20 protein-coding genes and 1 tRNA gene are annotated in these 23,911 nt (G+C 75.2%); 8 read left to right on the top strand and 13 right to left on the bottom strand.

Annotation, left to right across the window (positions count from 1 at the left end; genetic code table 11):
* Positions 1-265 precede the first annotated feature (265 nt).
* The 4 genes from J5O08_RS15175 to J5O08_RS15160 all read left to right on the top strand — a co-directional run bounded on the left by J5O08_RS15175 (position 266) and on the right by J5O08_RS15160 (position 4,363).
* Entirely contained in the window at positions 266-1,222 is a 957-nt protein-coding gene (locus J5O08_RS15175; RefSeq protein ID WP_218707709.1) for an ABC transporter ATP-binding protein, read from the top strand.
* On the top strand, positions 1,219-2,079 hold the full coding sequence (locus J5O08_RS15170; protein ID WP_218707708.1) for an ABC transporter permease subunit: 861 nt from the start codon (positions 1,219-1,221) through the stop codon (positions 2,077-2,079). Before J5O08_RS15175 ends, J5O08_RS15170 begins: the two co-directional genes overlap by 4 nt.
* 179 nt (positions 2,080-2,258) lie before the next feature.
* Entirely contained in the window at positions 2,259-3,668 is a 1,410-nt protein-coding gene (locus tag J5O08_RS21700) for a sensor histidine kinase (protein WP_218707707.1), read from the top strand.
* Between the two features lie 71 nt (positions 3,669-3,739).
* Complete coding sequence (locus J5O08_RS15160; RefSeq protein WP_218707730.1) at positions 3,740-4,363, top strand: response regulator transcription factor; 624 nt, start codon at positions 3,740-3,742, stop codon at positions 4,361-4,363.
* Here J5O08_RS15160 and J5O08_RS15155 read toward each other — a convergent pair.
* Positions 4,343-7,522, bottom strand: coding sequence for an efflux RND transporter permease subunit (locus J5O08_RS15155; protein WP_218707706.1), 3,180 nt, complete (start codon positions 7,520-7,522; stop codon positions 4,343-4,345). The genes J5O08_RS15160 and J5O08_RS15155 overlap by 21 nt on opposite strands.
* Before the next feature lie 194 nt (positions 7,523-7,716).
* Positions 7,717-8,949, bottom strand: a complete 1,233-nt coding sequence (locus tag J5O08_RS15150; RefSeq protein WP_218707705.1) for an MFS transporter — start codon at positions 8,947-8,949, stop codon at positions 7,717-7,719.
* Between the two features lie 64 nt (positions 8,950-9,013).
* Here J5O08_RS15150 and J5O08_RS15145 point away from each other — a divergent pair, with 64 nt between their 5' ends.
* Both J5O08_RS15145 and J5O08_RS15140 read left to right on the top strand, forming a co-directional pair.
* A complete protein-coding gene (locus J5O08_RS15145; protein WP_308281650.1) occupies positions 9,014-9,511 on the top strand; it encodes a MarR family transcriptional regulator in 498 nt (165 codons plus the stop codon).
* A gap of 136 nt (positions 9,512-9,647) precedes the next feature.
* Positions 9,648-10,550, top strand: coding sequence for a siderophore-interacting protein (locus J5O08_RS15140; protein ID WP_308281649.1), 903 nt, complete (start codon positions 9,648-9,650; stop codon positions 10,548-10,550).
* Between the two features lie 4 nt (positions 10,551-10,554).
* Here J5O08_RS15140 and J5O08_RS15135 read toward each other — a convergent pair whose 3' ends face one another.
* The 3 genes from J5O08_RS15135 to J5O08_RS15125 all read right to left on the bottom strand — a co-directional run bounded on the left by J5O08_RS15135 (position 10,555) and on the right by J5O08_RS15125 (position 13,010).
* A complete protein-coding gene (locus J5O08_RS15135) occupies positions 10,555-10,869 on the bottom strand; it encodes a sulfurtransferase TusA family protein (RefSeq protein ID WP_218707704.1) in 315 nt (104 codons plus the stop codon).
* A gap of 31 nt (positions 10,870-10,900) precedes the next feature.
* Positions 10,901-11,737 carry a GAF and ANTAR domain-containing protein gene (locus tag J5O08_RS15130; RefSeq protein ID WP_218707703.1) on the bottom strand — a complete coding sequence of 279 codons (837 nt, stop codon included), beginning with the start codon at positions 11,735-11,737 and terminating at the stop codon, positions 10,901-10,903.
* A gap of 124 nt (positions 11,738-11,861) precedes the next feature.
* A complete protein-coding gene (locus J5O08_RS15125) occupies positions 11,862-13,010 on the bottom strand; it encodes a glutathione-independent formaldehyde dehydrogenase (RefSeq protein WP_218707701.1) in 1,149 nt (382 codons plus the stop codon).
* A 256-nt stretch (positions 13,011-13,266) separates the two neighbouring features.
* Between J5O08_RS15125 and J5O08_RS15120 the strand changes: the two genes are divergently transcribed.
* Both J5O08_RS15120 and J5O08_RS15115 read left to right on the top strand, forming a co-directional pair.
* Positions 13,267-15,321, top strand: coding sequence for a beta-galactosidase (locus tag J5O08_RS15120; protein ID WP_308281648.1), 2,055 nt, complete (start codon positions 13,267-13,269; stop codon positions 15,319-15,321).
* 70 nt (positions 15,322-15,391) lie between these two features.
* Positions 15,392-16,042: a helix-turn-helix domain-containing protein gene (locus J5O08_RS15115; protein ID WP_308161088.1), complete on the top strand. Its 651-nt coding sequence runs from the start codon at positions 15,392-15,394 to the stop codon at positions 16,040-16,042.
* Between the two features lie 63 nt (positions 16,043-16,105).
* Here the strand turns inward: J5O08_RS15115 and J5O08_RS15110 are convergent, their stop codons facing one another.
* The 8 genes from J5O08_RS15110 to J5O08_RS15075 all read right to left on the bottom strand — a co-directional run.
* Positions 16,106-17,638, bottom strand: coding sequence for an MDR family MFS transporter (locus J5O08_RS15110; RefSeq protein WP_218707700.1), 1,533 nt, complete (start codon positions 17,636-17,638; stop codon positions 16,106-16,108).
* A 199-nt stretch (positions 17,639-17,837) separates the two neighbouring features.
* Positions 17,838-17,911, bottom strand: a tRNA-Leu gene (locus J5O08_RS15105).
* A gap of 77 nt (positions 17,912-17,988) precedes the next feature.
* The gene (locus tag J5O08_RS15100) at positions 17,989-19,515 is read right to left on the bottom strand and encodes an NAD(P)/FAD-dependent oxidoreductase (RefSeq protein WP_218707699.1); all 1,527 of its coding nucleotides are present in this window, start codon (positions 19,513-19,515) and stop codon (positions 17,989-17,991) included.
* Between the two features lie 91 nt (positions 19,516-19,606).
* Positions 19,607-20,908: a hypothetical protein gene (locus J5O08_RS15095; protein WP_218707698.1), complete on the bottom strand. Its 1,302-nt coding sequence runs from the start codon at positions 20,906-20,908 to the stop codon at positions 19,607-19,609.
* Complete coding sequence (locus tag J5O08_RS15090) at positions 20,905-21,234, bottom strand: PadR family transcriptional regulator (protein ID WP_147795776.1); 330 nt, start codon at positions 21,232-21,234, stop codon at positions 20,905-20,907. Before J5O08_RS15090 ends, J5O08_RS15095 begins: the two co-directional genes overlap by 4 nt.
* Positions 21,235-21,659: 425 nt before the next feature.
* Positions 21,660-22,631, bottom strand: a complete 972-nt coding sequence (locus tag J5O08_RS15085; protein ID WP_308281647.1) for a Ppx/GppA phosphatase family protein — start codon at positions 22,629-22,631, stop codon at positions 21,660-21,662.
* Between the two features lie 61 nt (positions 22,632-22,692).
* Complete coding sequence (locus J5O08_RS15080; RefSeq protein WP_255589994.1) at positions 22,693-23,220, bottom strand: DUF501 domain-containing protein; 528 nt, start codon at positions 23,218-23,220, stop codon at positions 22,693-22,695.
* A gap of 56 nt (positions 23,221-23,276) precedes the next feature.
* The coding region (locus J5O08_RS15075; RefSeq protein WP_255589992.1) for a septum formation initiator family protein at positions 23,277-23,911 on the bottom strand (635 nt) is incomplete at its 5' end.

Here is a 23,911-nt window from a genome sequence, read left to right as displayed (position 1 = left end):
TCCTCCAGGGTCGGTTCGCGATCGAGCCGGCAGTGGCACTGACCCTAGAACGCCGCGACCCCCACGGAAGTTCCCCGGACCCCGCAGAGGCCAGGACCATCCCGGCGAGCGACCCCGCGGACCCCCCGGGTCATCCCCACGGTGGAGGCCGTCGGCCGTGCGGGCGAGCCGGCCGCCCCGGAGGATCGGCCCCACGGACGTTCCGCGCCGCGCCCCGGGTCCGTAGGTTCGTGCCGTACCCAGAGACCACCCCTGTGAGGACACCATGATCGAGGCAAGAGGACTCACCAAGAGGTACGGGCAGAAGACCGCCGTCGCCGGCATCGACTTCACCGTCCAGCCCGGCAAGGTCACCGGCTTCCTCGGACCGAACGGCGCCGGCAAGTCGACCACGATGCGGATGATCATGGGCCTCGACCGGCCCACGTCCGGCACCGTCACCGTCAACGGCCGCCCGTACGCCCAGCTGAAGTCGCCGCTGACCGAGGTCGGCGCGCTGCTCGAGGCGAAGGCCGTGCACTCCGGCCGCTCGGCGACCAACCACCTCCGGGCCCTCGGCGCCACGCACGGCATCGGCCGCAAGCGCGTCGACGAGGTCATCGAGATGACCGGGCTCGGCCAGGTCGCCGGCAAGCGCGTCGGCGGCTTCTCGCTCGGCATGGGCCAGCGCCTCGGCATCGCGGCGGCCATGCTCGGCGACCCGCGCACGCTCATCCTCGACGAGCCGGTCAACGGCCTCGACCCCGAGGGCGTGCTGTGGGTGCGCAACCTGGTCAAGCACCTCGCCTCCGAGGGCCGGACGGTGTTCCTGTCCTCGCACCTGATGAGCGAGATGGCGCTGACCGCGGACCACATCCTCGTGATCGGCCGCGGCAAGATCATCGCGGACGCCCCGGTGGGCGAGATCGTGTCGGCCGCCTCCGGGAAGTCCGTGCGGGTGCGCAGCCCGCACGCGTCCCGGCTGGCCGAGCTGCTGGCCGCGCCCGAGGTCACCGTGACCTCCGTCGAGGCGGGGCTGCTCGACATCACCGGCACGAACGCGCAGGCGGTGGGCGAGCTCGCCGCCGCGAACGGCCTGGTGCTGCACGAGCTGACCCCCGTGCAGGCCTCGCTCGAGTCCGCCTACATGTCGCTCACCGCCGACGCGGTCGAGTACCACTCCACCGCGGCCGGCCCCGCCGACGCCGCGGCCACCCCGCTCCCCGAGGAGGCCCGGCGATGAGCGCCGCGACCGCGACCACGACCCCCCGCCCCGCGCGCGTGGACGCGCCCCGGGTGACGTTCCCGAAGCTCGTCCGCTCCGAGTGGATCAAGCTGTGGACCCTGCGCTCGACCTGGTGGGTCGTGATCATCACGGTCCTCGCCCAGGCGGGCTTCACCTGGATGGGCACGTACTTCACGCTGCAGAACGTGAGCCCCGACGACCTGGGCATCTCCGGCTCCACCGTCGGGCCGAGCTTCGTCCAGAGCGGCATCATGATCGGCCAGCTCGTGATCTCCGTGCTCGCCGTCCTGGCGATCACCGGCGAGTACTCCACCGGCTCGATCCGGTCCACGTTCGCGGCCGCGCCCCGGCGCGTGGACGCGGTCCTCGCCAAGGGCGTCGTCGTGCTCCTCGTCGCCTTCGTCACGGGCGCCCTGGCCACGCTGCTGTCCTGGGCGCTGATCACCCCGTCGCTCGGGGAGGCCTACGCCATCGACCTGTCCGACGAGATCCACCGCCGGGTGCTGATCGCCATGCCGCTCTACCTCATGGGCGTCGCGCTGTTCTCGTTCGCGATCGGCGCGCTGCTCCGGGTGTCCGCCGCCGCGCTCGCCACGGTGTTCGGCGTGTTCCTGGTCGTCGAGACGCTGTTCTCGGCGTTCCCGAACATCCGCGTGCTCGCCGAGACGGCGCCGTTCCTGCCGTCCAACGCCGGGTTCCAGGTGCTGTCGACCTCGACCGAGAGCATCGACGCGCTCCGGGCGGCCAGCGACGTCGCGGTGCTCACGCCGTGGCAGGGCTACGCCGTGCTCATCGCCTGGGGCGTCGTGCTCCTCGGGGCCGCGCTGGTCCTGGTGCGCCGCCGCGACGCCTGACCGGCGCCGCACCCTAGGGTGGCCCCGTCCCGCACCCGGGACGGGGCCCCCGCCGTCTCCCGCGGCCCCGGCCGCACCGCCCGCACCCGGGCGCCCGACCCCCGGAGGACCCGCTGAGCACCGCACCGGAGCCCGCCCCCGCCGCGTTCACCGAGCTGGACGCCCGGCGGCTGGGGCGCGTGCGCCGGTTCTTCGCCCTGCACCCCCGCGCCTCGGACGTCCTGGTCTGCGTGTTCTTCGCCCTGTCGGCGATCTCCTCCGTCGGTCCGGTCGTCGACGGGCGGGGCCCGAACGTGGGCGTGGCGCAGGACACCGTGCGGCTGTCGGGCGGCGCGGCCGCCCTCTCGCTCGCGCTCACCGTGCTGGCGCTCGGCGCGCTCTGGTTCCGCCGGCGCTGGCCCGTGCGGATCACCGCCGCCCTGGGCGCGGCGACGGTGCTGCAGGTCCTGCTCACCGGGTCCGTCGGCGCGGGCGACGTCGCGTTCGCCCTGGGCCTGTACGTGGTGGCGGCGACCCGGCCGCAGCGCCAGGGCTGGATCCTGCTCGGCGCCGCGAGCCTGGCGGTGCTCGGCGCGTTCCTCCTGTGGGGCGCGGCGCTCCGGCCCGACGGCTCCGGGCTGTCCGTCGACATCGGCTCGATCCTGGTGGCCGGACTCGTCGCCCTGGCGGTCGGCGCCAACGTCCGCAGCCGCCGCCTGCACACCCGCGCGCTGGTCGAGCGGCACCAGCAGCTCGTGGACGCCGGCGAGCAGCACGCGAAGCTCGCCGCCGCCGCCGAGCAGACCCGGATCGCCCGCGAGATGCACGACGTGGTCGCGCACGGCCTGACGGTGATGATCGCCCTGTCGGACGGCGCGCGGGTCGCCGTCCGCCGGTCCCCCGACGACGCCGTCGCCGCGCTCGACCTGCTGTCCGAGACCGGGCGCACGGCGCTCGCCGACATGCGGCGGATGCTCGGCGTGCTGCGCGGGGCCGACGTCCCGCTGGAGCCGCAGCCCGGCTCCCAGGACCTGGAGTCGCTGGTCCAGCAGTTCCGCGCGGCCGGGCTCACCGTGCACCTGACCACCGCCGGACCGGCCCTGCCGGGCGACGCCGCCCTCGCGCTGACGGTCTACCGCGTCGTGCAGGAGTCCCTGACCAACGCCCTGCGGCACGCCGGCGGCGGCGCCCGGGTGGACGTCCTGGTCCGGCACGGCGCCGGGCGGGTGGGCATCGAGGTCGTCGACGACGGCGGCGTCGCCGACCCGGTGGCCGACGCGGCGTCCGAGCCCGGCCGGCTGAGCCGCCTGGGCGAGCGGCTGGCCGACCGCCGCGACGACCCGCTCGCCGCCCGCACCGACGCCGAGGGGGTCGCGGTCGCGGCCCCGGCGACGCCGGCGGCGCGCGGCGGCCGCGGGCTGGTCGGCATGCGCGAGCGCGCCGCGGTCTACCGTGGCTCCGTGGCCGCCGGGCCGTACCGGACGGGGTGGCGGGTGCACGTCGAGCTGCGCACCGACGACCTCGCCACGCCGGCCCCTCCGGCCACGCCCGCCCCGCCCGCGCCGTCCGGCGCACCCGCACGACCCGCCCCGACCGAGGAGCCCGCGTGACCACGACCGAGGACGGCGCGGCCGCCGCGCCGATCCGCGTCCTGCTGGTGGACGACCAGCCCCTGCTGCGCATGGGCTTCCGCCTCGTGCTCGACGACGAGGACGACCTCACCGTCGTCGGCGAGGCCGGCGACGGCGCGGAGGCGCTGCGGCAGATCGCCGCGCTCGACCCCGACGTCGTGCTGATGGACGTCCGGATGCCCGGCACCAACGGGATCGAAGCCACCGAGCGGATCGTCGCCGCCGGCTCCCGGTCCCGGGTGCTCATCCTCACCACGTTCGACCTGGACGAGTACGCGTTCGCCGCGCTGCGCGCCGGCGCGAGCGGCTTCCTGCTCAAGGACGCCCGGCCGGCCGAGCTCACGGCCGCCATCCGCGCCGTCGCCACCGGCGACGCCGTCGTCTCCCCGCGGGTGACCCGGCGCATGCTCGAGCTGTTCGCCGAGGAGCTGCCGGGCGAGCAGGCCGCCCCGTCGCCGCGCGGCGACGCCCGGGCGGACGACCTCACGCAGCGCGAGCGCGAGGTGCTGCTCGCCGTCGCCGAGGGGCTGTCCAACGCCGAGGTCGCCGAACGGCTGTTCCTGTCCGAGGCCACCGTGAAGACCCACGTGGGGCGGATCCTCGCGAAGCTCGGGGTGCGGGACCGGGTGCAGGCGGTGGTGTTCGCCTACGAGTCAGGCCTCGTCGGGCGCTGACGCCCCGGCGGGCGCGACGGCGTGCCGGCCGCCCTGCTCCGGGACGCCCCCGTCGGCGGGGGCACGGCGCTCGCCGGCGGCCGCCTCGGCCTCCGCGCGCACGAGCCGCTTCCGCTCCCCGCGCCGCTCGGTCAGCGTGTACAGCACCGGCACGAGCACCAGGGTCAGCAGCGTCGAGCTGAGCAGGCCGCCGATCACCACGATCGCCAGCGGGCGCGAGATGAAGACCCCGCCGCCCGTCAGCCCGAACGCCATGGGGGTCAGCGCGAAGATCGTCGCCGCGGCCGTCATGACGATCGGCCGCAGCCGGTGCCGCGCACCCTCCACCACGGCCTCGTCCAGGCCGAGCCCGTCGCGGCGGTACTGATTGACCAGGTCGATCAGCACGATCGCGTTCGTGACCACGACGCCGATCAGCATGAGCACGCCGATCAGCGCCGGTACGCCGAGCGCGGTCGACGTCGCGAGCAGGCCGAGCAGCGCGCCGGTGGCGGCGAACGGCACGGACACCAGCAGGACGACCGGCTGCCGCAGCGAGCGGAACGTCGCCACCATCACCACGTAGACGATCGCGATCGCGATGAGCAGCGCGAGCCCGAGGTCGGCGAACGCGTCGGCCTGGTCCGCGGACACGCCGCCGATCGTCACCGACGCCCCGTCCGGCACGTCGATCCCGTCGACCGCGGTCTGCAGCGCCGCGGTCAGCGTCCCGAGGTCCTGGCCCGCGGGCGTCGCCGACACCGTCGCGGCGCGCTGACCGTCGATCCGGGTCACCGAGGTCGGCACGTCCACCACGTCGACCGTCGCCACCGCGGACAGCGGGACGACGCCCGCCGCCGACGGCAGCACCAGCGCGCGCAGCTCGTCGACCGTCGCCGGTGCCGTGCCCGTGCGGACCACCACGTCGACCGGGCCGGTGCCGAGGTCGACCTGCCCGACGGCCTGCGGGCTGAGCGTCCCCGCGAGCGCGCCGGCCACCTGGGTCTCGGTGAGCCCGGCCGCGGCGACCGCCGCGCGGTCCACGTCCACCCGCACCGTCGGCTGCTCGGCGGCGAGGTCGTTCGTCACGTCCGCCGTGCCCTCGGTGCCGCGCACCACGTCCTCGACCTGCGCCGCCAGGTCCGCGAGCGTGCCGGTGTCGGCCGCCTGGACCACCACGTCGACCGTCGAGCTGCCGTACGCGGCGTCGCCGCCGGCCACCGTCAGCTCGGTGCCGTCGGCCGCGGCGACGTCCGCGCGGATCGCGTCCTGCACCTGCTCGGGGTCCGCGTCCGGGTCGAGGGTCAGGGCGTAGCTCGCCGAGGGCGCGCCGCCGCCGCCGAAGAACGCCGCGGCGCCGCCGGCCGAGCCGACCGTCGTCTGCACCGTCGCCACGCCGGCCAGGTCGCCGAGCTGCTGCTCCACGTCGCGCGCCGCGTCGTCCTGGGCCGCGAGCGACGTCCCCGCCGGGAACGTCTGCGTCACCGAGACGGTGTCCTGGCCGGTCGAGTCGAGGAAGTTCGTCTCCAGCCGCGGCACCAGCGCCAGCGTGCCGCCGAACACCGCCACCGCGAGGCCGATCGTCCACACCGGGTGCGCCACCGCCGTGCGGAGCGTCGCCAGGTAGCCGCGCTGCATCCGCCCGTTCCGCTCGCGCGCCTCGACCGCCTCGCGGTCGGCGGCGCCGCCCTTCGCCGGGCGGAGGAACCAGTACGCGAGCACCGGGACGATCGTGAGCGCGACCAGCAGCGAGGCGGTCATCGCGATCGCCACGGTCAGGGCGAAGGGCCGGAACAGCTCGCCGACCATGCCGCCGACCAGGCCGATCGGCAGGAACACCGCGACCGTCGTGATGGTCGAGGCGGTGATGGCGCCGGCGACCTCGCGGACCGCCGTGAGGATGGCGGTCTGCTTCCGCTCGCCGTAGGACAGGTGCCGCTTGATGTTCTCGATGACCACGATCGAGTCGTCGACCACGCGGCCGATCGCCACCGTCATCGCGCCGAGCGTGAGGATGTTGAGCGAGTAGCCGCTGACCTGCAGGCCGATGAACGTCACCAGCAGGGACAGCGGGATCGAGATGGCCGACACCAGCGTCGAGGCGACCGAGGCCAGGAACACCAGGATCACCACCACGGCGAACAGCAGGCCGAGGCCGCCCTCCGTCGCGAGGCCGTGGATCGACTCCTCGATGAACGGCGCCTGGTCGAACACGACGGCGACCTGGCCCTCGCCGAGCACGCCGGACAGGTCGTCCAGCGCCTCGGTCACGCCGTGCGACACCTCGACCGTGTTGCCGTCCGGCGTCTTCGTGATCGCGATGCCGAGCGCCGGGCTGCCGTCCAGCCGCGAGTACGACGTCGGCTCCTCGGTGCCCTCCGCGACCGTCGCGACGTCACCGAGCGCGACCGTCGCGCCGGCCGGCGTGGCCAGCGGCAGCGCGCGCAGCTCGTCCACCGAGGTCAGCGGTGCGCCGACCTGCACCTGGAGCGTGCGGTCCCCCTCGTCGACCGTGCCCGCGGGCAGCGCCACGCCGTAGTCCTGCAGCAGCGTGCTGACCGCGGCCGGGGACACGCCCGCCGCCGTGGCCGCCGCCAGGTCCAGGTCCACGGTGACCAGCTGCTGGGCCGTGCCGGTCAGCGTGACGTCCCGGACGCCCTCGACCTCCTGCAGCCGCGGCAGCACCTGGTCGTTGAGCGTGGCCACGAACGCCGGGTCGAGGTCCGCGCCGTCGTCGGCCGCCCCGCCGCTCACCGCGAGCTGCACCACCGGCAGGTCGTCGATCGACCCCGTGATCACCTGGGGGTCCACGCCGTCCGGCAGCGAGGACGACGCGGCGGACAGCGCCCGCTGCACGTCCTGGGCCGCGTCGCCGGTGTCGGTGCCGTACTCGAGCATCACCGTGGTCGTGGAGATCCCGGACGACGCGGTCGACGAGATCTCCTCGACCCCCGCGACGCCCGCGAGCGCCGCCTCGACCGGCTCGGTCACCTGCTGCTCGACCAGGTCGGGCGAGGACCCGGGCGACACGGCCACGACCGCCACCGTCGGGATCTGCAGCGACGGGATGAGCTCCTGCTTCAGCGAGCCGAGGCTCACCAGGCCGAACACCGCGATCGCGGCGGTGATCAGGGCGATCACCGCGCGGTTGGCGAGGGAGAGCCGGGTCAGGCGGGACATGCGTGCTCCACGGGTGGTGCGGCCGGGGCGGGCCGGTCTCAGGGCTGGCGTGCGCGCCCGGGCCCGCGGGGGCGGTCCGGGCACGGCACGACCGCGCAGCCCGGCCGTCGTGGCCGTGCGCGCGGTCGTGGGGTGAACGGGTGGGCCGGCCGGGTGGTTCCCGCGCCGGCCCACCGCTGCGGCACCGGCGGGGCTCAGGCCTCGCCCAGCGCCTCCTCGGGCGTGCCCTCGACGGCGCGCGCCGCGCCATCCCACTGCCGGAAGGTCAGCCGCTCGCCGACGGCCGCGGCCATCGCGCGGCCCTTCCAGGCGAACGCCACCACGCCGATCAGCAGCACCGCCGCGCCCACCCAGTACGGGGCCGTCGCGCTGACCGGGTGCAGCAGGCCGGCGATCACCGGCGCGGGGGCCGCGAAGCCCCAGCGGACCAGGTTGAACGCCGCGGTCGTGGTGCGGCGCTCCGCACCGCCGAGCCCGAGCGCCAGGTCGGTGAGGTTCGCGTTCGCGATGCCCATGCAGACGCCGGCCAGCACCAGCACCACGACCGACTCGGCGGTCCCGGCGCTCGTGGCGAGCAGCACGAGCGCGATCAGCAGGCCGCCGATCGCCACACCGACCGTCGCCACCGCGCCGATCCGGTGCGCGAGCCGGTGGCCGACCACCAGGATGCCGACCGCCAGGCCGATGCCCCACGCGGTGAACACCAGGCCGAGCGGGATCACGTCCAGGCCGAGGAACACCGGGGTGTAGCCGAGCACCACGAAGAACACGAAGTTGTACGCGGCGGTGACGACGCAGAGCGTGCGGAACGCCGGGCGGCGGAACGGCTGCCACACGTCCCGCAGGGTCAGCGCGGTCGGCGGGTCCTGCGGGTCGCGGAGCCTGGTGATCGACATGCCCAGCGCGATCAGCATGAACACGCCGCACGCGGCGAACGGCACCCGCCAGGAGATCTGGCCGAGCAGGCCGCCGATCAGCGGGCCGACCGCGAAGCCGAGGCCGACGCAGGTCTCGAACAGCTCGACCACCCACTCGCGGTCGGTGGCCAGCGCGACCAGCAGCACCATCGCGGTCGCGAAGAACATCGCGTTGCCCAGGCCCCACAGGCCGCGGAGCACGGCGAGCTCGAGGATGTTGCCGGACAGGGCGGCGAGCACCGCGGCCGCCGCGACGACCGTGACGCCGGTCGCGAGCACCTTGCGGTACCCGTACCGGCCGGTCGCGATGACCGCGGGGATCATGCCCACCGCCATCACGACCAGGTACGCGGTGAACAGCAGCTCGATCTGCCAGGTGGAGGCGCCGATCTCCTCGCCGATCACCGGGAGGATCGGGTCGACCACGGCGATCCCGGCGATCGCGAAGAACGCGGTCAGGGCCGTGGCGTAGATGGCGGTCTTGTTCGGTTCGGGGTGCCGACTGGGCATGCGTGTCCTCAGGAAGTCGTCGTCGGGTATGTCTGTACTATACAGGCTTATCGCCCGGCGGGACGTGGCAGACTTCCCGGGCCGACCCGAGGACGAGGTGACCATGCAGCCGGACGACTCCCTGCGCACGATCGAGGCCCAGGTGGCCATGCTGCTGCGCCTGTCCGACCGGACCCGCCGCGCCGGCGCCCGCGCCCGCGGGGAGATCGAGCGCTCCGCGTACCTCGTCCTGGGCGTCCTCGCCGAGGAGGGGCCCACGAGCGTGAACGCCATCGCGGACGCCCTGCGGCTCGACCCGTCCACCGTCACCCGGCAGGTGCTCGCGATGGAGCAGGCCGGCCAGGTCGTGCGCGCCGCCGACGCCAGCGACGGGCGGGTCACGCTCGTCCGGCCCACCGAGGAGGGGCTCGCGGCGCTGGAGCGCACCCGCGACGTCCGCGCACGGCTGTACGGCGAGGTCCTCGACCACTGGTCCGCCGACGACCGGGCCGACCTCGCGCGGCTGCTCACCCGGCTCAACGCCGACGTCGACACCTGGGGACGCGCGCACGGCAGCCGGTGAGACGCGCCCCGCCCCCGCGTGACGCGCCGCTGCCGACCACCTACGCTCGACCCGACGCGCCGGTCACGCCCCCGGGCCGCACGTCCCCGCACGCCGACCCGTCCGGCACCTCGAACCACTGGAAGGTGCTCCCCGCGTGACCTCGACCGAGCCCGTGACCACCCCGCGCCGCCCGCCGCGGACCGCCCTGCGCGCCACCGTCGTGCGCGCCGAGCACCTCAGCCCGGCGATGGTCCGGATCACCCTCGGCGGCCCCGGCGTCGCCGGCTTCGCGCCGTCCCCGCACGCGGACTCCTACGTCAAGCTGGTGTTCCTGCCGGGCGTCGGCGCGACCACCTCGGGCGCCGACGTGCTCGCCGCCTGGACCACCCCCGACGGCCGCGTCGACATGGAGGCCGCCCGCGCGGCCCTGCCGCCGGAGCACCAGCCCCGGATGCGCACCTACACCGTCCGCGGGTTCGACGACCTCGAGCTCACCCTGACGATCGACCTGGTCGTGCACGGCGCCGACGGCATCGCCGGCCCCTGGGCCGCCACCGCCGCACCCGGCGACGAGGTCGTCGTGGTGGGCCCGGGCGGCGGCTACTCCCCCGACCTCACCGCCGACCACCACCTGCTCGCCGGCGACGCCTCGGCGCTGCCCGCCATCGCCGTCGCGCTCGAGCGGCTCGGGGGCGCGGCCTCCGGGCACGCGGTCCTCGAGATGCACGACCAGGCCGAGGAGCAGGCCCTGCACGTCCCCGACGGCATCGCCCTGCACTGGGTGCACAGCGGCGACGCCGCGCCGGGCGCGCGGCTCGTCGAGGCCGTCCGCGCCCTGCCATGGCCGGTCGGCCGGGTGCACGCGTTCGTGCACGGCGAGGCGGGCTCCGTGCGCGAGCTGCGGCGCTACCTGCGCGTCGAGCGCGGGCTCGGCAAGACCGACCTGTCGATCTCCGGCTACTGGCGGCTCGGGGCGGACGACGAGGGCTGGCGCGCGGGCAAGCGCGACTGGCTGCGCGGGATCGAGGACGCCGAGGCGGCCGCGGGGCTGGACTGAGGGCTCAGGCGCCCGGGGCCACGTGCCAGGGGCGGTCCGGGTCCGTGGGGCGCGCGTCCGAGGCGACCTCGATCGCGTAGGTCGCGGGCGGCGGCCCGTCCGGCACCGGCCCGAGGTAGCGGTGGCCGGTCATCCGGCACCACGCCGGCAGGTCGATCGGCGCCACCGGGTCCGACGTCGTCAGGTGCACGACGGTGCCGCCCGGCAGCTCCCGGGCGCGGGCCCGCAGCAGCACGAGGAGCCGGGCGCAGCCGAGGTCGCCGCCGTCGAGGTGCACGGGGGCGCGGGGCGCGGTCGCGTCGTCGGGCGGGGTGGGCACGCCCGGACTGTACCGAGCCCGCCGGGGCCGGTCAGCCGACCGACGCCGGGCGCCCGGTCCCAGGGGCGTCCACGACGTGCCCGCCGACGGTCGGCTCCCCCGCGGCCGACCCGGCGCCGCCGCGCGGCGCGGGCTCGTCCCGCTGGCCGACGAGGCCCGCCGCCGGCTCGCCCGGGCCGGGGCCGCCGGACGGACCGCCGACCCCGATCGCCCCCGCGACCAGCGCCGCGGCCACCTCGCGCGGGTCCCCGGTCGCGGACAGGGACCTGAGGTGCGCCAGCGCCTCGGACGCGTCGCAGCCGCGCTGGGCCATGACGACCCCGACCGCGCGGTCGAGCACGACCCGCGACCGGCTGCCGGCGAGCAGGTCGTCCATCGTCTGCGCGAGCTCGATGATCTCGTCCCGGGCGGCGACGACGGCCGCGATGCCGTGCGCCAGCCCGAGCGCGCGCGGCGTCACCTCGGACCAGTCCGGCGTCCCCGGCGAGTAGAGGGACAGGTGCACGGTGACGTGCCCGTACGTGCCCGGCACGACGAGCGCCGAGCGGAAGCCCTGCACCCGGCAGGCGTGGCTCCACACCGGCCAGCGGTCGTCGGCGGCGACGTCCGGGACGGTCACCGGGGCCCCGGTCGACCGGACCAGGTACCGCGGGCCGAGCCGGTGCCGGTCCTGCACGGAGTCGCACCGGGCCACCGCGACGGAGGCGGCCGACAGCCACCGGTCGCAGCCCCGGACCGTCGCGGCGGAGCAGGCGGAGGCCTCGACGCCCAGCGTGCGGGCGGCGTGGCGCGTCAGGGTGTGGATCAGCGCGTCCAACGAGGCGTCGGCGTCGACCCGCACGACCTCGTCGGACCCTCGGGTGGCCATGGTGCGGTCCTGACGTGGTGGGAGCGCGCTGCGCGGCGCTGCACAGGCCGTCAGTGTCCGCCCGCTCGGCCGGGGGCGCCACCCGGGCGGCTGGCACCCCGGGCCGCGGCACCGGATGCGCCGGTCAGGCGGCCTGGCCGGGGCGCAGCAGCACCTTGGTCCAGCCGTCCTCGCGGTCGTCGAACCGGCGGTAGCCCTCGGCGGCCTGGTCGAGCGGCAGCTCGTGGGACACGATGAACGACGGCGTCGCCCGCCCGGCGACGATCAGGTCGCGCAGCTGGCGGTTGTACCGCATGACGGGCGCCTGGCCCGTGCCCATGTGCTGGCCCTTGGTGAAGAAGGTGCCGTAGTCGAAGCCGATCCGGCCCTGCTTCGCTCCCTCGTCCGCGGCGCCCGGGTCCTCGGGCATGTAGACGCCGACCACGCCGATGCCCCCGGTCGCGCGCACCGTGGCGACGAGGTTGTCGAGGACCAGCTCGGGGTGCTCGTCCCCGGACGGGTCGTGCGCCTGGTAGCCGACGGCCTCGACGCCGCAGTCGGTGCCGCGGCCCTTCGTCGCGTCCATGATCTGCTCGACCGGGTCGCCGGCCGAGAAGTCGACGCCGATCGCGCCGATGCTCTCCGCGAGCCGCAGCCGGTCGGGCTCCTTGTCGACGACGAACACCCGCGACGCGCCCCGGATCAGCGCGCTGTGCGCGGCCATCAGCCCGACGGGCCCGGCGCCGAACACCGCGACGTCGTCGCCGGGCTGCATCCGGGCCAGCTCGGTGCCGTGCCAGCCGGTCGGGAAGATGTCGCTGAGCATCGTGAAGTCGTTCTCGTGCTCGGTGCCCTCCGGGAGCTCGAGCAGGTTCACGTCGCCGTACGGGACGCGCAGGTACTCCGCCTGGCCGCCGTCGTACGGGCCCATGTTGGCGTAGCCGTAGGCCGCACCCGCCATCCCCTCGATCGGGTTGGTGCGCAGGCAGAACGACGTCCAGCCCTGCAGGCAGTTGCGACAGGTGCCGCACGCGATGTTGAACGGCACGCTGACCCGGTCGCCGACCTGGATGCGGGTGACGGCGGGTCCCACCTCCTCGACGACGCCCATGTTCTCGTGGCCGAGGACCTTGCCCTCCTCGACGGTGGTGCGCCCCTCGTACATGTGCAGGTCGGACCCGCAGATGTTGGTGGTGGTGATCCGGACGAGCACGTCGGTGGGCTGCTCGATCCGGGCGTCGGGGACCTCGACGACCTCGACCTGCTGCGGACCGCGGTAGACGACTGCGCGCATGCTGGGTTCCCTCCTCCGGGCGGCCTCGTGGGCCGCGCCCGCCGCGACGTGGCTGCACGGCCGGGACCTCGATCCTCTGCCGAGCCGGGCGCCCCGGCATCTGGGGCGCTCCCCGACCCCGGGCTCCGCGCCCATCACCAGCGCGCTTGGTCTTACCTACCAACTGGTAGGTAGAGTGGCGACCGGTCCGACGGCGGACCGGCCGGACCCCGCGCCGCGTGCAGGTGCCCGGCTTCGCGCGACGAAGGGTGAACCGGTGGACGAGCTCCTGTTCGGTGCGGCGTACTACGACGAGTACATGCCGACGGACCGGATCGAGACGGACGTCGAGATGATGAAGGCGGCCGGCATCACGGTCGTCCGCATCGCCGAGTCGACGTGGAGCACGCTCGAGCCGCAGCCCGGCGTCTTCGACTTCACGCACGTCGACCGCGCGCTGGACGCGTTCGAGGCGGCGGGGATCCACGTGATCGTCGGGACCCCGACGTACGCGGTGCCGGCGTGGCTGGTGCAGTCGCACCCGGACGTGCTCGCGACCACGCGGGCCGGCGAGGGCCGGTACGGCGCGCGGCAGATCATGGACATCACGAACCCGACGTACCTGTTCCACGCCGAGCGGGTCATCCGGCGGCTCATGGAGCGCACCGCGCACCGCCCCGGCGTCATCGGGTTCCAGATCGACAACGAGACCAAGTACCACGAGACCGCCGGCCCCGCGGTGCAGCGCCGGTTCGTGAAGTACCTCCGCGAGGAGTTCGGCGGCGACCTGGACGCCCTGAACGCGGCGTTCGGCCTGGACTACTGGTCGAACCGGGTGGACGCCTGGGAGGACTTCCCGGACGTCCGCGGCACGATCAACGGCTCGCTGGGCGCCGAGTTCGACAAGTTCCGCCGCCGGCTGGTCGAGGAGTTCCTGGGCTGGCAGGCCGGGATCGTGCGCGAGTACGCCCGGGAGGACCAGTGGGTCACGCAGAACTTCGACTTCGACTGGACGCCGGGCTGGTCGTACGGCCTGCAGCCGGCCGTCGACCACTTCAAGGCGGCGCCGACCGTCGACATCGCGGGCGTGGACATCTACCACCCGACCCAGTCCCGGCTCACGGGCAAGGAGATCGCGTTCGGCGGCGACATGACCCGCTCGATCAAGGGCGGCGCGAACTACCTGGTGCTGGAGACGCAGGCGCAGGGCCAGCTCGGCTGGCTCCCCTACCCCGGCCAGCTGCGGCTGCAGGCGTACAGCCACCTGGCCAGCGGGGCCGACGGCCTCATGTACTGGCACTGGCACTCGATCCACCACTCCTTCGAGACCTACTGGCGCGGTCTGCTGTCGCACGACCTGCAGAGCAACCCGACGTACGAGGAGGCCGGCGTCTTCGGCCGCGAGGCGCAGCGGGTCGGCTCGTCGCTCATCCACCTGCGCAAGCACAACCGCGCGGCGATCATGGTGAGCAACGAGGCGCTGACCGCGCTGAAGTGGTTCACGATCGAGGTCGGGTTCATCGACGGCGTGTTCGGCTCGTCGATCGGCTACAACGACGTGCTGCGCTGGGTGTACGACGCGCTGTTCGACCTGAACGTCGAGGTCGACTTCGTGTCGGTCGACGACGAGGACCTCGCCCGGTACGACCTCCTGGTGGCGCCGGTGCTCTACGCGGCCCCGCAGGCGACGATCGACCGGCTGGACGCGTACGTGCGCGGCGGCGGCCACCTGGTGACGACGTTCCGCACCGCCGTCGCGGACGAGTACGTGCAGGTGTGGCACGACACCGCGCCGCACGGGCTCACCGAGGTCACGGGCGTGAGCTACAACCAGTACACGGTGCCCGGCGACGGCGTCGGCCTCGCGCTGCACGGCGACCTCGCCGCGGTGCCGGGCGCGACCGAGGGCGCGGCGGCCGGGGCGCAGGCGTTCCTCGAGCTGCTGAACCCGCGGGGAGCCGAGGTGCTGGCGTCGTACGACCACCCGGCCTGGGGCCCGTACGCGGCGATCACCCGGAACCGGGTCGGCGACGGGTCGTCCCTGCACCTGGGCACCATGACGTCGCCGGAGCTGCTCCGCGCCGCGCTCACGCTGGCGGTCCGGGACGCGGGGATCGCGGACTGGGCGCAGGACCTGGCCGGCACCGCGTCGGTCCGCCGCGGCACGAACGCCGCGGGGAACGCGGTCACCTACCTGCTCAACTACTCGGCGGACCCGGTGACGGTCGCGGCGCCGGTGGCCGGCCGCTCGGTGCTGGCGGACGGCGCGGCCGTCGCCGCGGGCGAGGAGCTGGTGATCGCGGCCTGGGACCTGGTGGTCCTGGAGTCCTGACCTCGACCCAGGGGGTCCTCGCGCACGGCTAGGGTCGTGCGCGAGGACCGCCCGGACGGAAGCAGGAGACGTGACGACGCAGCAGCAGGACCCGCCGGCGGTGCGCCGCCGGGTCCGCCTGACCCCCGAGCAGCGCCAGGCGCAGATCCTCGAGGCCGCGACCCGGCTGATCGCCCGGAACGGGTTCACCGGCATGGCGCTCGCCGACGTGGCGCAGGAGGTCGGGCTCACCCAGGCGGGCCTGCTGCACCACGTGGGCTCCAAGGAGGGCCTGCTGGAGCTGGTCGTCTCGCAGCTGTACGACCGGCGCGGGACGCCCGACGACTACGTGGCGACCGGCGACCCGGCCGCCACGCACCCGGACGGGATCTCGATGCCGGGGTACTTCCGGTTCCTCGTCGCCTTCAACGCGGCGCGCCCGGAGCTGCTGCGGCTGTACACCGTCCTCGGGGTCGAGGCGTCGTCGCCCGAGCACCCCGCGCACCCGTACTTCCTCGACCGGCCCGACCAGGTCTGGGGGTTCTACCGCGGCTTCTCGTGGCGGCTGCCGCCCGAGGTGGGCCCGTTCGATGGCCTGCGCGACCTGGTCGAGATGACGATCGAGGCGATGGACGGGCTGCAGATCCGGTCGTTCCGCCGCCCGGCGGTCGACCTGGGGACCGAGTGGGCGAAGTTCGAGCGCGTCCTCTACCCCTCGCCCGTCTGGGACGGGTACCGCTAGCCGGACGACGACGGCCCGGGTCCCCGCGCGAGGGACCCGGGCCGTCGAGTCGGCGGCGCCGCGTCAGTGCATCGCGACCGGCGCCTCGGCGTCGGCGGGCGGCCGCCGGACCAGCAGCGAGGCGACGAGCGCGACCAGCGCCACGACGCCGCCCCACAGGAACGCCCCGCGCACGCCCGCCGCGGTGGCGGTGAGCACGTCGGCGCCCGCCTCCAGCCGCGCGGCCGTCGTCGTGGACAGCACCGTGATGAACAGGGCGGTGCCCGCGGCGCCGGCGAGCTGCTGCAGGGTGTTCACGATCGCGCTGCCGTGCCCGTACAGGTCGCGCGGCAGCGAGCCGAGCGCCGACGTGAACAGCGGCGTGATCATGAACGCCAGCCCGATGCTGAGCAGCGTGTGCACCGCGACGACCGCCCCCGCCGGGGTGCCCGGGTGCAGGGTGGACAGCAGCCACAGGGCGACGCTCAGCGCGAGCACGCCCGGCGTCACCAGCGGGCGCGGCCCGAACCGGTCGAACAGCCGGCCGACCAGCGGGGACAGCGCGCCCATCACGAGGCCGCCGGGGAGCAGCAGCAGGCCGGTCTCCAGCGTCCCCAGCGCCAGGACGTCCTGCAGGAAGATCGGCAGCACGATCAGGGCGCCGAACATCGCCATGAAGCCGACGATCAGCACCAGCGCGGACACGGTGTACGAGCGCCGGGTGAACACCCGCAGGTCCATCAGGGGGCCGTCGTGCGTGCCCTGCAGCCGGATCTGGCGCAGCGCGAACGCGGCGAGCGCGAGCACGCCGACCGCGATCGGGATCCACGGCGCGACGACCGTGTGGCCGCCGGCGGACTCGCCGATGCTGGACAGGCCGAAGATCAGCGCGCCGAAGCCGACGGCCGACATCAGCAGGGACAGCACGTCGAGGCGGTGGTCGGACGGCTCGGTGACGTCCCGGACCTTCCACGCGCCGAGCGCGAGGGCGATGACGGCGATCGGCAGCATGACGAGGAAGATCCACCGCCAGGACAGCTGGGACAGCACGAGGCCGGAGATCGTCGGGCCGATGGCCGGGGCCACCGAGATGACGATCGAGATGGTGCCCATGGTGCGCCCGCGGATGCTCGGCGGGACCAGGGTGAGCGCGGTCGTCATGAGCAGCGGGAGCATCACCGCGGTGCCGCTCGCCTGCACGACGCGGCCGGCGAGCAGCGCACCGAAGCCGGGGGCCGCGGCGGCGAGCGCGGTGCCCGCGACGAACAGCGACATCGCGGTGACGAAGATCGGGCGCAGCCGGAACCGGCTCATGATCCAGCCGGTCGCCGGGATGACGACCGCCATCGTGAGCATGAAGCCGGTGGTGAGCCACTGGCCGGTCGCCGCGGTGACGCCCATCTCCTGCATGAGGACCGGCAGGGCCACGCCCATGGCCGTCTCGTTGAGGATCACGGTGAAGCCGGCGACGAGCAGCAGGCCGATGAGGGTGCGGTCGCCGGGCGCGAGCCGGACGGGCGCGGACGCCGCGGGGGCGGGCGCGGCGGTCGTGGCGGCCGGCCCGGCGCCGTCGCCCGGCGCGCGGTCGCGCAGGGCGGTGTCGTCGTGGGTGGTCATAGGTCTCCCTCGCGGGTGGGGTCGGCGGTGAGGTGCGCGCGAGCGGGTCCGCGGCGGGGCCGGCGGACGCCCGAGGGAGGCGCACGTCGGGACCAACGTCCCAGACGCTCGCGATGATTCCCGAGGGGGCGGCGCGGTGTCGCCGGGTTTTCCGCCGACGCCCGCCACGGCGGCCGGGCGTGACCGGCGGACGGAGAGGTGCCCCCGGCGGGGTTCGAACCCGCACTGTGCCGGGTTTAAGCCGGCTGCCTCTGCCGGTTGGGCTACGGGGGCCGCGCCCATCCTGCCAGCACGACGGAGCCCGCCCACCCTCGCGGGGTGGACGGGCTCCGGTTGCTGCGGACCGCGCGTCAGGCCTTGGCGGTCGGCTTGACCTCGGCGGGCGAGCCGTCGGCGGGCGAGGTGTCGTCGGCCTTGCCGGCGCCCGAGGGCTTCACCTCGGCGCCGGGGACCGCGGCGTGGTCCTCGTCCTTGGCCGGGGCGGCGGGCACGGCCTCGGGCTTCGGCTTCGGCGGCACGGACGCGGCGCGGAACTCGGCGCGCGGGTCGTGGATCGAGCCGAGGGCGACCGTCTCGCGCCGCCACAGCAGGTTCGCGGTCCAGCCGGACATGATCGCGATCTTGCGGTTCAGCGTCGGCATCGCCATCACGTGGTACGAGCGGTGCAGCACCCAGGCGAAGAAGCCGCGGACCTTGATCTTGCCCAGGAACTGGGCGACGCCCTTGTACATGCCGAGCGACGCGACCGCACCGATGTTCTTGTGCTTGTAGTCGGTCGGCTCGGCGCTGCGCAGGACGCGGGCCAGGTTGTCCGCCAGGTGGGTCGCCTCGCGGATCGCGTGCTGGGCATTGGGCGGGCAGAACGAGCCCGGGTTGTACAGGTCCGGCACCGCGGCGCAGTCGCCGGCCGCGTAGGCGTCCGGGACGACGTGGCCGTCGGCGTCGGCGATCTGCAGGGTCGCGAGCGTGGTGACGCGGCCCATCTTGTCGAGCGGCAGGTCCGAGTTCTGCAGGACCGGGTTCGCCTTGACGCCCGCGGTCCACACGATGGTCTCGGAGTCGAACTCGGTCTTGTCCGAGAGGACCACGTGGCCGTCGACGCAGGAGTTGAGGAACGTGGAGAGGTACACCTCGATGCCGCGCTTGCGCAGCTGCTCGAGGGTGTAGCCGCCGAGCTCCTCGGAGACCTCGGGGAGGATGCGGCGCGAGCCCTCGACCAGCACGAAGCGGAGGTCGTCGGCGCTCAGCGACGGGTAGTGCTTGACCGCGTCGCGCGCCATGTCCTCGACCTCGGCGATCGCCTCGACGCCGGCGAACCCGCCGCCGACGAAGGTGAAGGTCAGCATCCGGCGGCGCAGCTCCGGGTCCCAGGTGGACGACGCGCGGTCGATCCGGCCCAGGACGTGGTTGCGGACGGCGATGGCCTCCTCGACGTTCTTGAAGCCGATCGCCTGCTCCGCGAGGCCCGGGATGGGCAGCGTGCGGGCGACCGAGCCGAGGCCCACGATCAGGTGGTCGTAGGTGATCCAGTACGGGTCGCCCTCCTCGGGCGTGATCTGGACCTTGCGCTCGGCGTGCTTGATCTCGGAGACCTTGCCCTGCAGCGCGTCGATGCCCTTGAGCGCGCGGCGGTGCGGCGCGACGACGTAGCGCGCGTCGATCGAGCCGGCGGCGGCCTCGGGCAGGAACGGGGCGTAGGTCATGTACGGGCGCGGGTCGACCACGACGATCGCGGCCTCCCGGTTGCCCAGGCGACGACGGAGCCGGCGGGCCGAGTACAGCCCCACGGACCCGCCGCCGAGGATGACGATGCGCGGCACCTTGCGGGAGGTGCTCCCGGACTGCGGCGCCAGGGTCGTGGCGGTGGACTCAGACATAGGTCCAACGGTACGTCCCATGACTTCCCGGAGGCGAACCGGGGCCACGTGATTCTGGGCACAAGGTCCCGGGTTCCGGCGTCGCCGCCGGTCAGGGGGCGGCCGTGGCGGCGTTCTCCTGGGCCGCGGCGGTGGCGCCGCCGGGACCTCCGTCCCGGGTGCTGGACTGCGCGGTGGTGGCGGCGGTCTCGGCGTCGGCGGCGGAGTCGGCCGACGGGGCGGCCGAGGGCTCCGCCGATGGTCCCGCGGACGGCCCCGCGGACGGCCCGGCCGCGGGCTCCTCCGCCGCGCGGCGGTCGACGACCGCGGGCGCCTTGGCGAACGGGCGCGGCGGGACGCGCGGCTCCGTGGTGAGGACGTCGACCGGGTCCTGCGCGGACTCGTCGACGCCGAGGCGGTCCCAGTCGAAGTCGGCGTTCGGGGCCCCGAGCAGCGGGTAGACGTTCCACCGCGTGCGGCCGTCCTCGTCCGTGGCGGGCAGGAAGTTCCAGTCCTCGGTCACGCCCGGCAGCGACCAGGCGGACCAGCCCTCGTCCGTCGTCGTGCGCACCGGACGACCGCGGTCGTCGTACACCTGGACGTCGGACAGCGGGTTGCCGTCCGCGTCGTAGACGAACAGGTTGCTCACCTGCATCCCGTCGACCCACACGCCGTCCTCGCGCGGGATGCCGTCGGACGGCTGCTCCACGTACGCGGTGTCGTACCGGGTCTGCCAGCGCACCGCGCCGTTGCCCGCCCAGATCACGGCCGGGATCAGGAGCACGACGGCGAGCGCACCGGCCGCGGCGGGCAGCCACCGGCCGGACCGCGGCAGCCACAGCCCGCGGCCCCACTGCACGCTCACCACGACGAGCCCGGTCAGCAGCACCCAGGTCGGCAGGTCGGCCGGGACCCAGCCACCCTTGCCGCCGCCGTACCCGTACCGCCCGCCCGCCAGCTGGAGCAGCAGCTGGTAGACCACCCAGGCGCGCAGCACCCACCACAGCGGGCGGACCGCGAGCCCGAAGTCGCGGAGCCCGGGCCACCACGGCTGCCGGCGCATCCCGGCGGTGGTGCGCAGCGCGGCGCCGCGGACGTCCGCGCGCATCCCGCGGAGCCGGGCCCGGAGTCCCCGGCGCCCAGGCACCGGCTCCGGCTCGGGCAGCCCCGCGGCGACGCGCAGCTCGCGGGCGTAGTCGGCGGGCGGCCCGAACAGCGCGATGAGGTCCCCGCGGGCCCCGGCCGGGGCGACCTCGTCCGCGAGCGCGTCCGCGAGGTCCGCCTCGAGCCCGTCGGTCAGGTCGTCCACCTGCTCGGCCGGCATCCCCGCCAGGTGCTGACGCACCCGCGCGGCATACTCCGCCACCGTCGCGGGCGCGGCCGCGCGGCCCGCCTCGGCCTGGGTCCCGCTCACGCCGCCACCTCCCCGTCGAGCAGGCGGGTCATGGTCCCCGCGAACTCACGCCAGTCCTTGCGCTGGGCGGCGAGCATCGCCCGGCCCTGCGCGTTGATCCCGTAGTACTTGCGGTGCGGCCCCTCGTCGCTGGGCACCACGTAGGACGTCAGCGCGCCCTGGGAGTAGAGCCGGCGGAGCGTGCCGTACACGGACGCGTCGCCGACCTCGGCCAGCCCCGCGGCGCGCAGCCGCCGGACGACGTCGTAGCCGTACCCGTCCTCCTCGGCGACGACGGCGAGCACCGCCACGTCGAGCACTCCTTTGAGCAGCTGGGTCGTGTCCACCCGGGGCCTCCCTGGCGCGGACGCCGGGTGGCCCGGCGCGCCGCAGGTGCGGGGCGGGCGCCGCGGTCGGCCCCCTGTCGGCCGCGGCACCCGCCGTCTGGTGCGGGAGCCGACCCTCCTCGGCTCCCGCAGGAGCCACGGTAGTACAGATTGCGCAGTACCGGGCGAAGTTCGTTACCGGGACCACGGGCGTGTCGCCCGCTCGCCTGCTCCCCCGCTCGCCGAGATAGGACCTCCGCGCCGAGATAGGGCCGTGCACGGCCCTATCTCGGCGCGACGGTCCTACCTCGGCGCAGGAGAGCGGGAGTCGTCACGCCGCACGCCGTCGAGATCGGTGGTTCGGCTCGAGATCGGTGCTTGCAGGCACCGATCTCGGCGCGAAGCACCGATCTCGGCGCGAGAGCGCGGGCGCGCGGGAGCGCGGGTCAGGCCCGGGTGGTGGCCGTGCGCTCGGCGACGCTCCAGGCGATGCCGTCGAGGATGTCGTGCTCCGAGGTGACGACCTCCGTCAGCGCGCCGCCGGACGCCTCGACCTCGGACCGCACGCGCTCGACGACCGCCCGCCACACCAGCGCGCCGGCGCCGATGACGTCGACCCGGCCCGGGTGCATGAAGCCCAGCGACGACCGGGCGTCGTGGTCGCGGGCGAGCAGGTCGTCGCAGGCGGCGACCACGTCGTCGACCGCGAGGACGGCGCCGTCGATGGCGTCCCGGTCGTAGGCGGGCAGCCGCAGCGCGTGCGCGGTGATCGTCGTCACGGAGCCGGCGAGGCCCACGAGGGTGGCGGTCCGACCCAGCGGGACGTGCTGCGCGGCGACGTCGAGCGCGGCGCGCACGTCGGCCTCGGCGGCGGCGACCTGCTCGGCGGTCGGCGGGTCGGCCAGCAGGTGCCGCTCGGTGATCCGGACGCAGCCGACGTCCATCGAGTACGCGGCCTCGGGCTCCCGCTCGCCCAGCACGACCTCGGTCGAGCCGCCGCCCAGGTCGACGACGAGGAACGGGCCGTCGTGGGTCGCACCCAGCACGCCGGTCGCGCCGCGGAACGACAGCGCGGCCTCCTCGACGCCGCCGATGACCTCGGGCTCGACGCCCAGGGCCTCGCGGACGCCGGCGACGAACTCGTCCCGGTTCTCGGCGTCGCGGGAGGCGCTGGTGGCCACGAACCGGACGGCCTCGACGCCGAGGTCGCGGCAGACGTCCGCGTAGCGGCGGGTGGCGTCGAGGGTGCGGGCCATGGCCTCGGGGGCGATGCGGCCGGTGCGGTCGACGCCCTGGCCGAGCCGGACGACCTCCATGCGCCGGTCGAGGTCCGTGAGGGTCCCCGCCTCCGCGTCGACGTCGGCCACCAGGAGCCGGATGGAGTTGGTCCCGCAGTCGATGGCAGCCACACGCGTCACGCGTCCGATCATCCCATCCCGGGCGCGGGCCGCGCGCCGCGGCGGACCCGGCCGCCCGGCGTCAGCAGGTGCAGCGGTCCGGGCGCCACACGTCGCGCAGCCGCAGCAGCACGTCGTCCCCGACCGGGTTGACGCCCGGACCGGCGGCGAGCGCGTGCCCGACGACGACGTGCAGGCACTTCACCCGGGTCGGCATGCCGCCGGCCGAGATGCCCGCGATCTCCGGCACGTCGCCGAGCTCGGCGCGGTCGGCGAGGTACGCCTCGTGCGCGCGCCGGTACGCCGCGGCGAGCTCCGGCTCGGACTGCACGCGGGCGGTGAGCTCCTTCATCAGGCCGGTGGCCTCGAGGGTGCTGACCGCGCCGACGGCGGGCGGGCACGTCAGGTAGTACGTGGTCGGGAACGGCGTGCCGTCGTCGAGCCGCGGCGCGGTGCGGACGACGAGCGGCCGACCGCAGGCGCACCGGGCGGCGACGCCGACGACGCCGCGGGCCGGCCGGCCGAGCTGCTCGCGGAGCACGACGAGGTCCGCCTCGGTCACCTCTCGCGCGTCGTGCCGGGCGCGCGGCACCTCGGCCGGGTCGGGCAGCGCGGGCGCCGGGGTGGTGGGCAGGTCGGTCACGAGCGGTCCTCGGGCGGTCGGCGTCAGGGGGGCGGCGCCGTCGGCTCCCCGTCGGACCCCTCGGTCCCGGTGCCGTCCGGCGCGGTCCCATTGTCCCCCGTCGTGCCGGTGCCCGCGGACCCGTCGGTCCCGGTGCCGGTCGGGCCCGTGCCCGCGGCCCCCGCCACCTGCACGGAGTCCCACAGCTGGGCGTACCAGGGGCGCGTCGGGTCGTCGGACTCGACGGTCCCCGGGGTGGTCGCGGCCGGGTCGGTCGCGGTGTCGTCGGGCACGACCTCGGGGTCGGCGACGCGCAGCGCGCGCTCCCCCGGCATGACGAAGGCGAGCCGCTCGCGGGCCTGCGCCTCGACGTACGCGGGGTCGGACCACCGGTCGAGCTCGGCCTGCAGGTCCTCGTTGTCCTGCTCGGCGGCGGCCACCTCGGCGCGCAGCTGCTCGAGCCGGACCTGCTGGTCGAGGTACTGCCGCAGCGTCGGGAAGACCAGGACGAACGCGATCGACAGCACCACGAACATCACCAGCGCGCGCACGGTGAACAGCCGCGGCAGCCGCTGCTGCACGGTCTCGGCGCGGGGGCCCCGGCCGCCGCCGCCCGAGCCGCCGCGGCCGCCGGGCCGGGAGCTGCTGGGCCGGCCGGACGCCGGGCGCGGCGGGGCGG

Origin of the sequence: Cellulomonas sp. PS-H5, from assembly GCF_019265565.1 — a bacterium.
Lineage (GTDB): Bacteria > Actinomycetota > Actinomycetes > Actinomycetales > Cellulomonadaceae > Cellulomonas.
This window is presented reverse-complemented; position numbering and strand designations above follow the sequence as displayed.

Excerpts from the sequence above, each read along its gene's own strand:
- J5O08_RS15125 (WP_218707701.1), bottom strand. The coding sequence starts at position 13,010 with ATGCGCGCAGTCGTCTACCGCGGTCCGCAGCAGGTCGAGGTCGTCGAG.
- J5O08_RS15175 (WP_218707709.1), top strand. The coding sequence starts at position 266 with ATGATCGAGGCAAGAGGACTCACCAAGAGGTACGGGCAGAAGACCGCC.
- J5O08_RS15155 (WP_218707706.1), bottom strand. The coding sequence starts at position 7,522 with ATGTCCCGCCTGACCCGGCTCTCCCTCGCCAACCGCGCGGTGATCGCC.
- J5O08_RS15100 (WP_218707699.1), bottom strand. The coding sequence starts at position 19,515 with ATGTCTGAGTCCACCGCCACGACCCTGGCGCCGCAGTCCGGGAGCACC.
- J5O08_RS15160 (WP_218707730.1), top strand. The coding sequence starts at position 3,740 with ATGGGCTTCCGCCTCGTGCTCGACGACGAGGACGACCTCACCGTCGTC.
- J5O08_RS15110 (WP_218707700.1), bottom strand. The coding sequence starts at position 17,638 with ATGACCACCCACGACGACACCGCCCTGCGCGACCGCGCGCCGGGCGAC.
- J5O08_RS15130 (WP_218707703.1), bottom strand. The coding sequence starts at position 11,737 with ATGGCCACCCGAGGGTCCGACGAGGTCGTGCGGGTCGACGCCGACGCC.
- J5O08_RS15150 (WP_218707705.1), bottom strand. The coding sequence starts at position 8,949 with ATGCCCAGTCGGCACCCCGAACCGAACAAGACCGCCATCTACGCCACG.
- J5O08_RS15170 (WP_218707708.1), top strand. The coding sequence starts at position 1,219 with ATGAGCGCCGCGACCGCGACCACGACCCCCCGCCCCGCGCGCGTGGAC.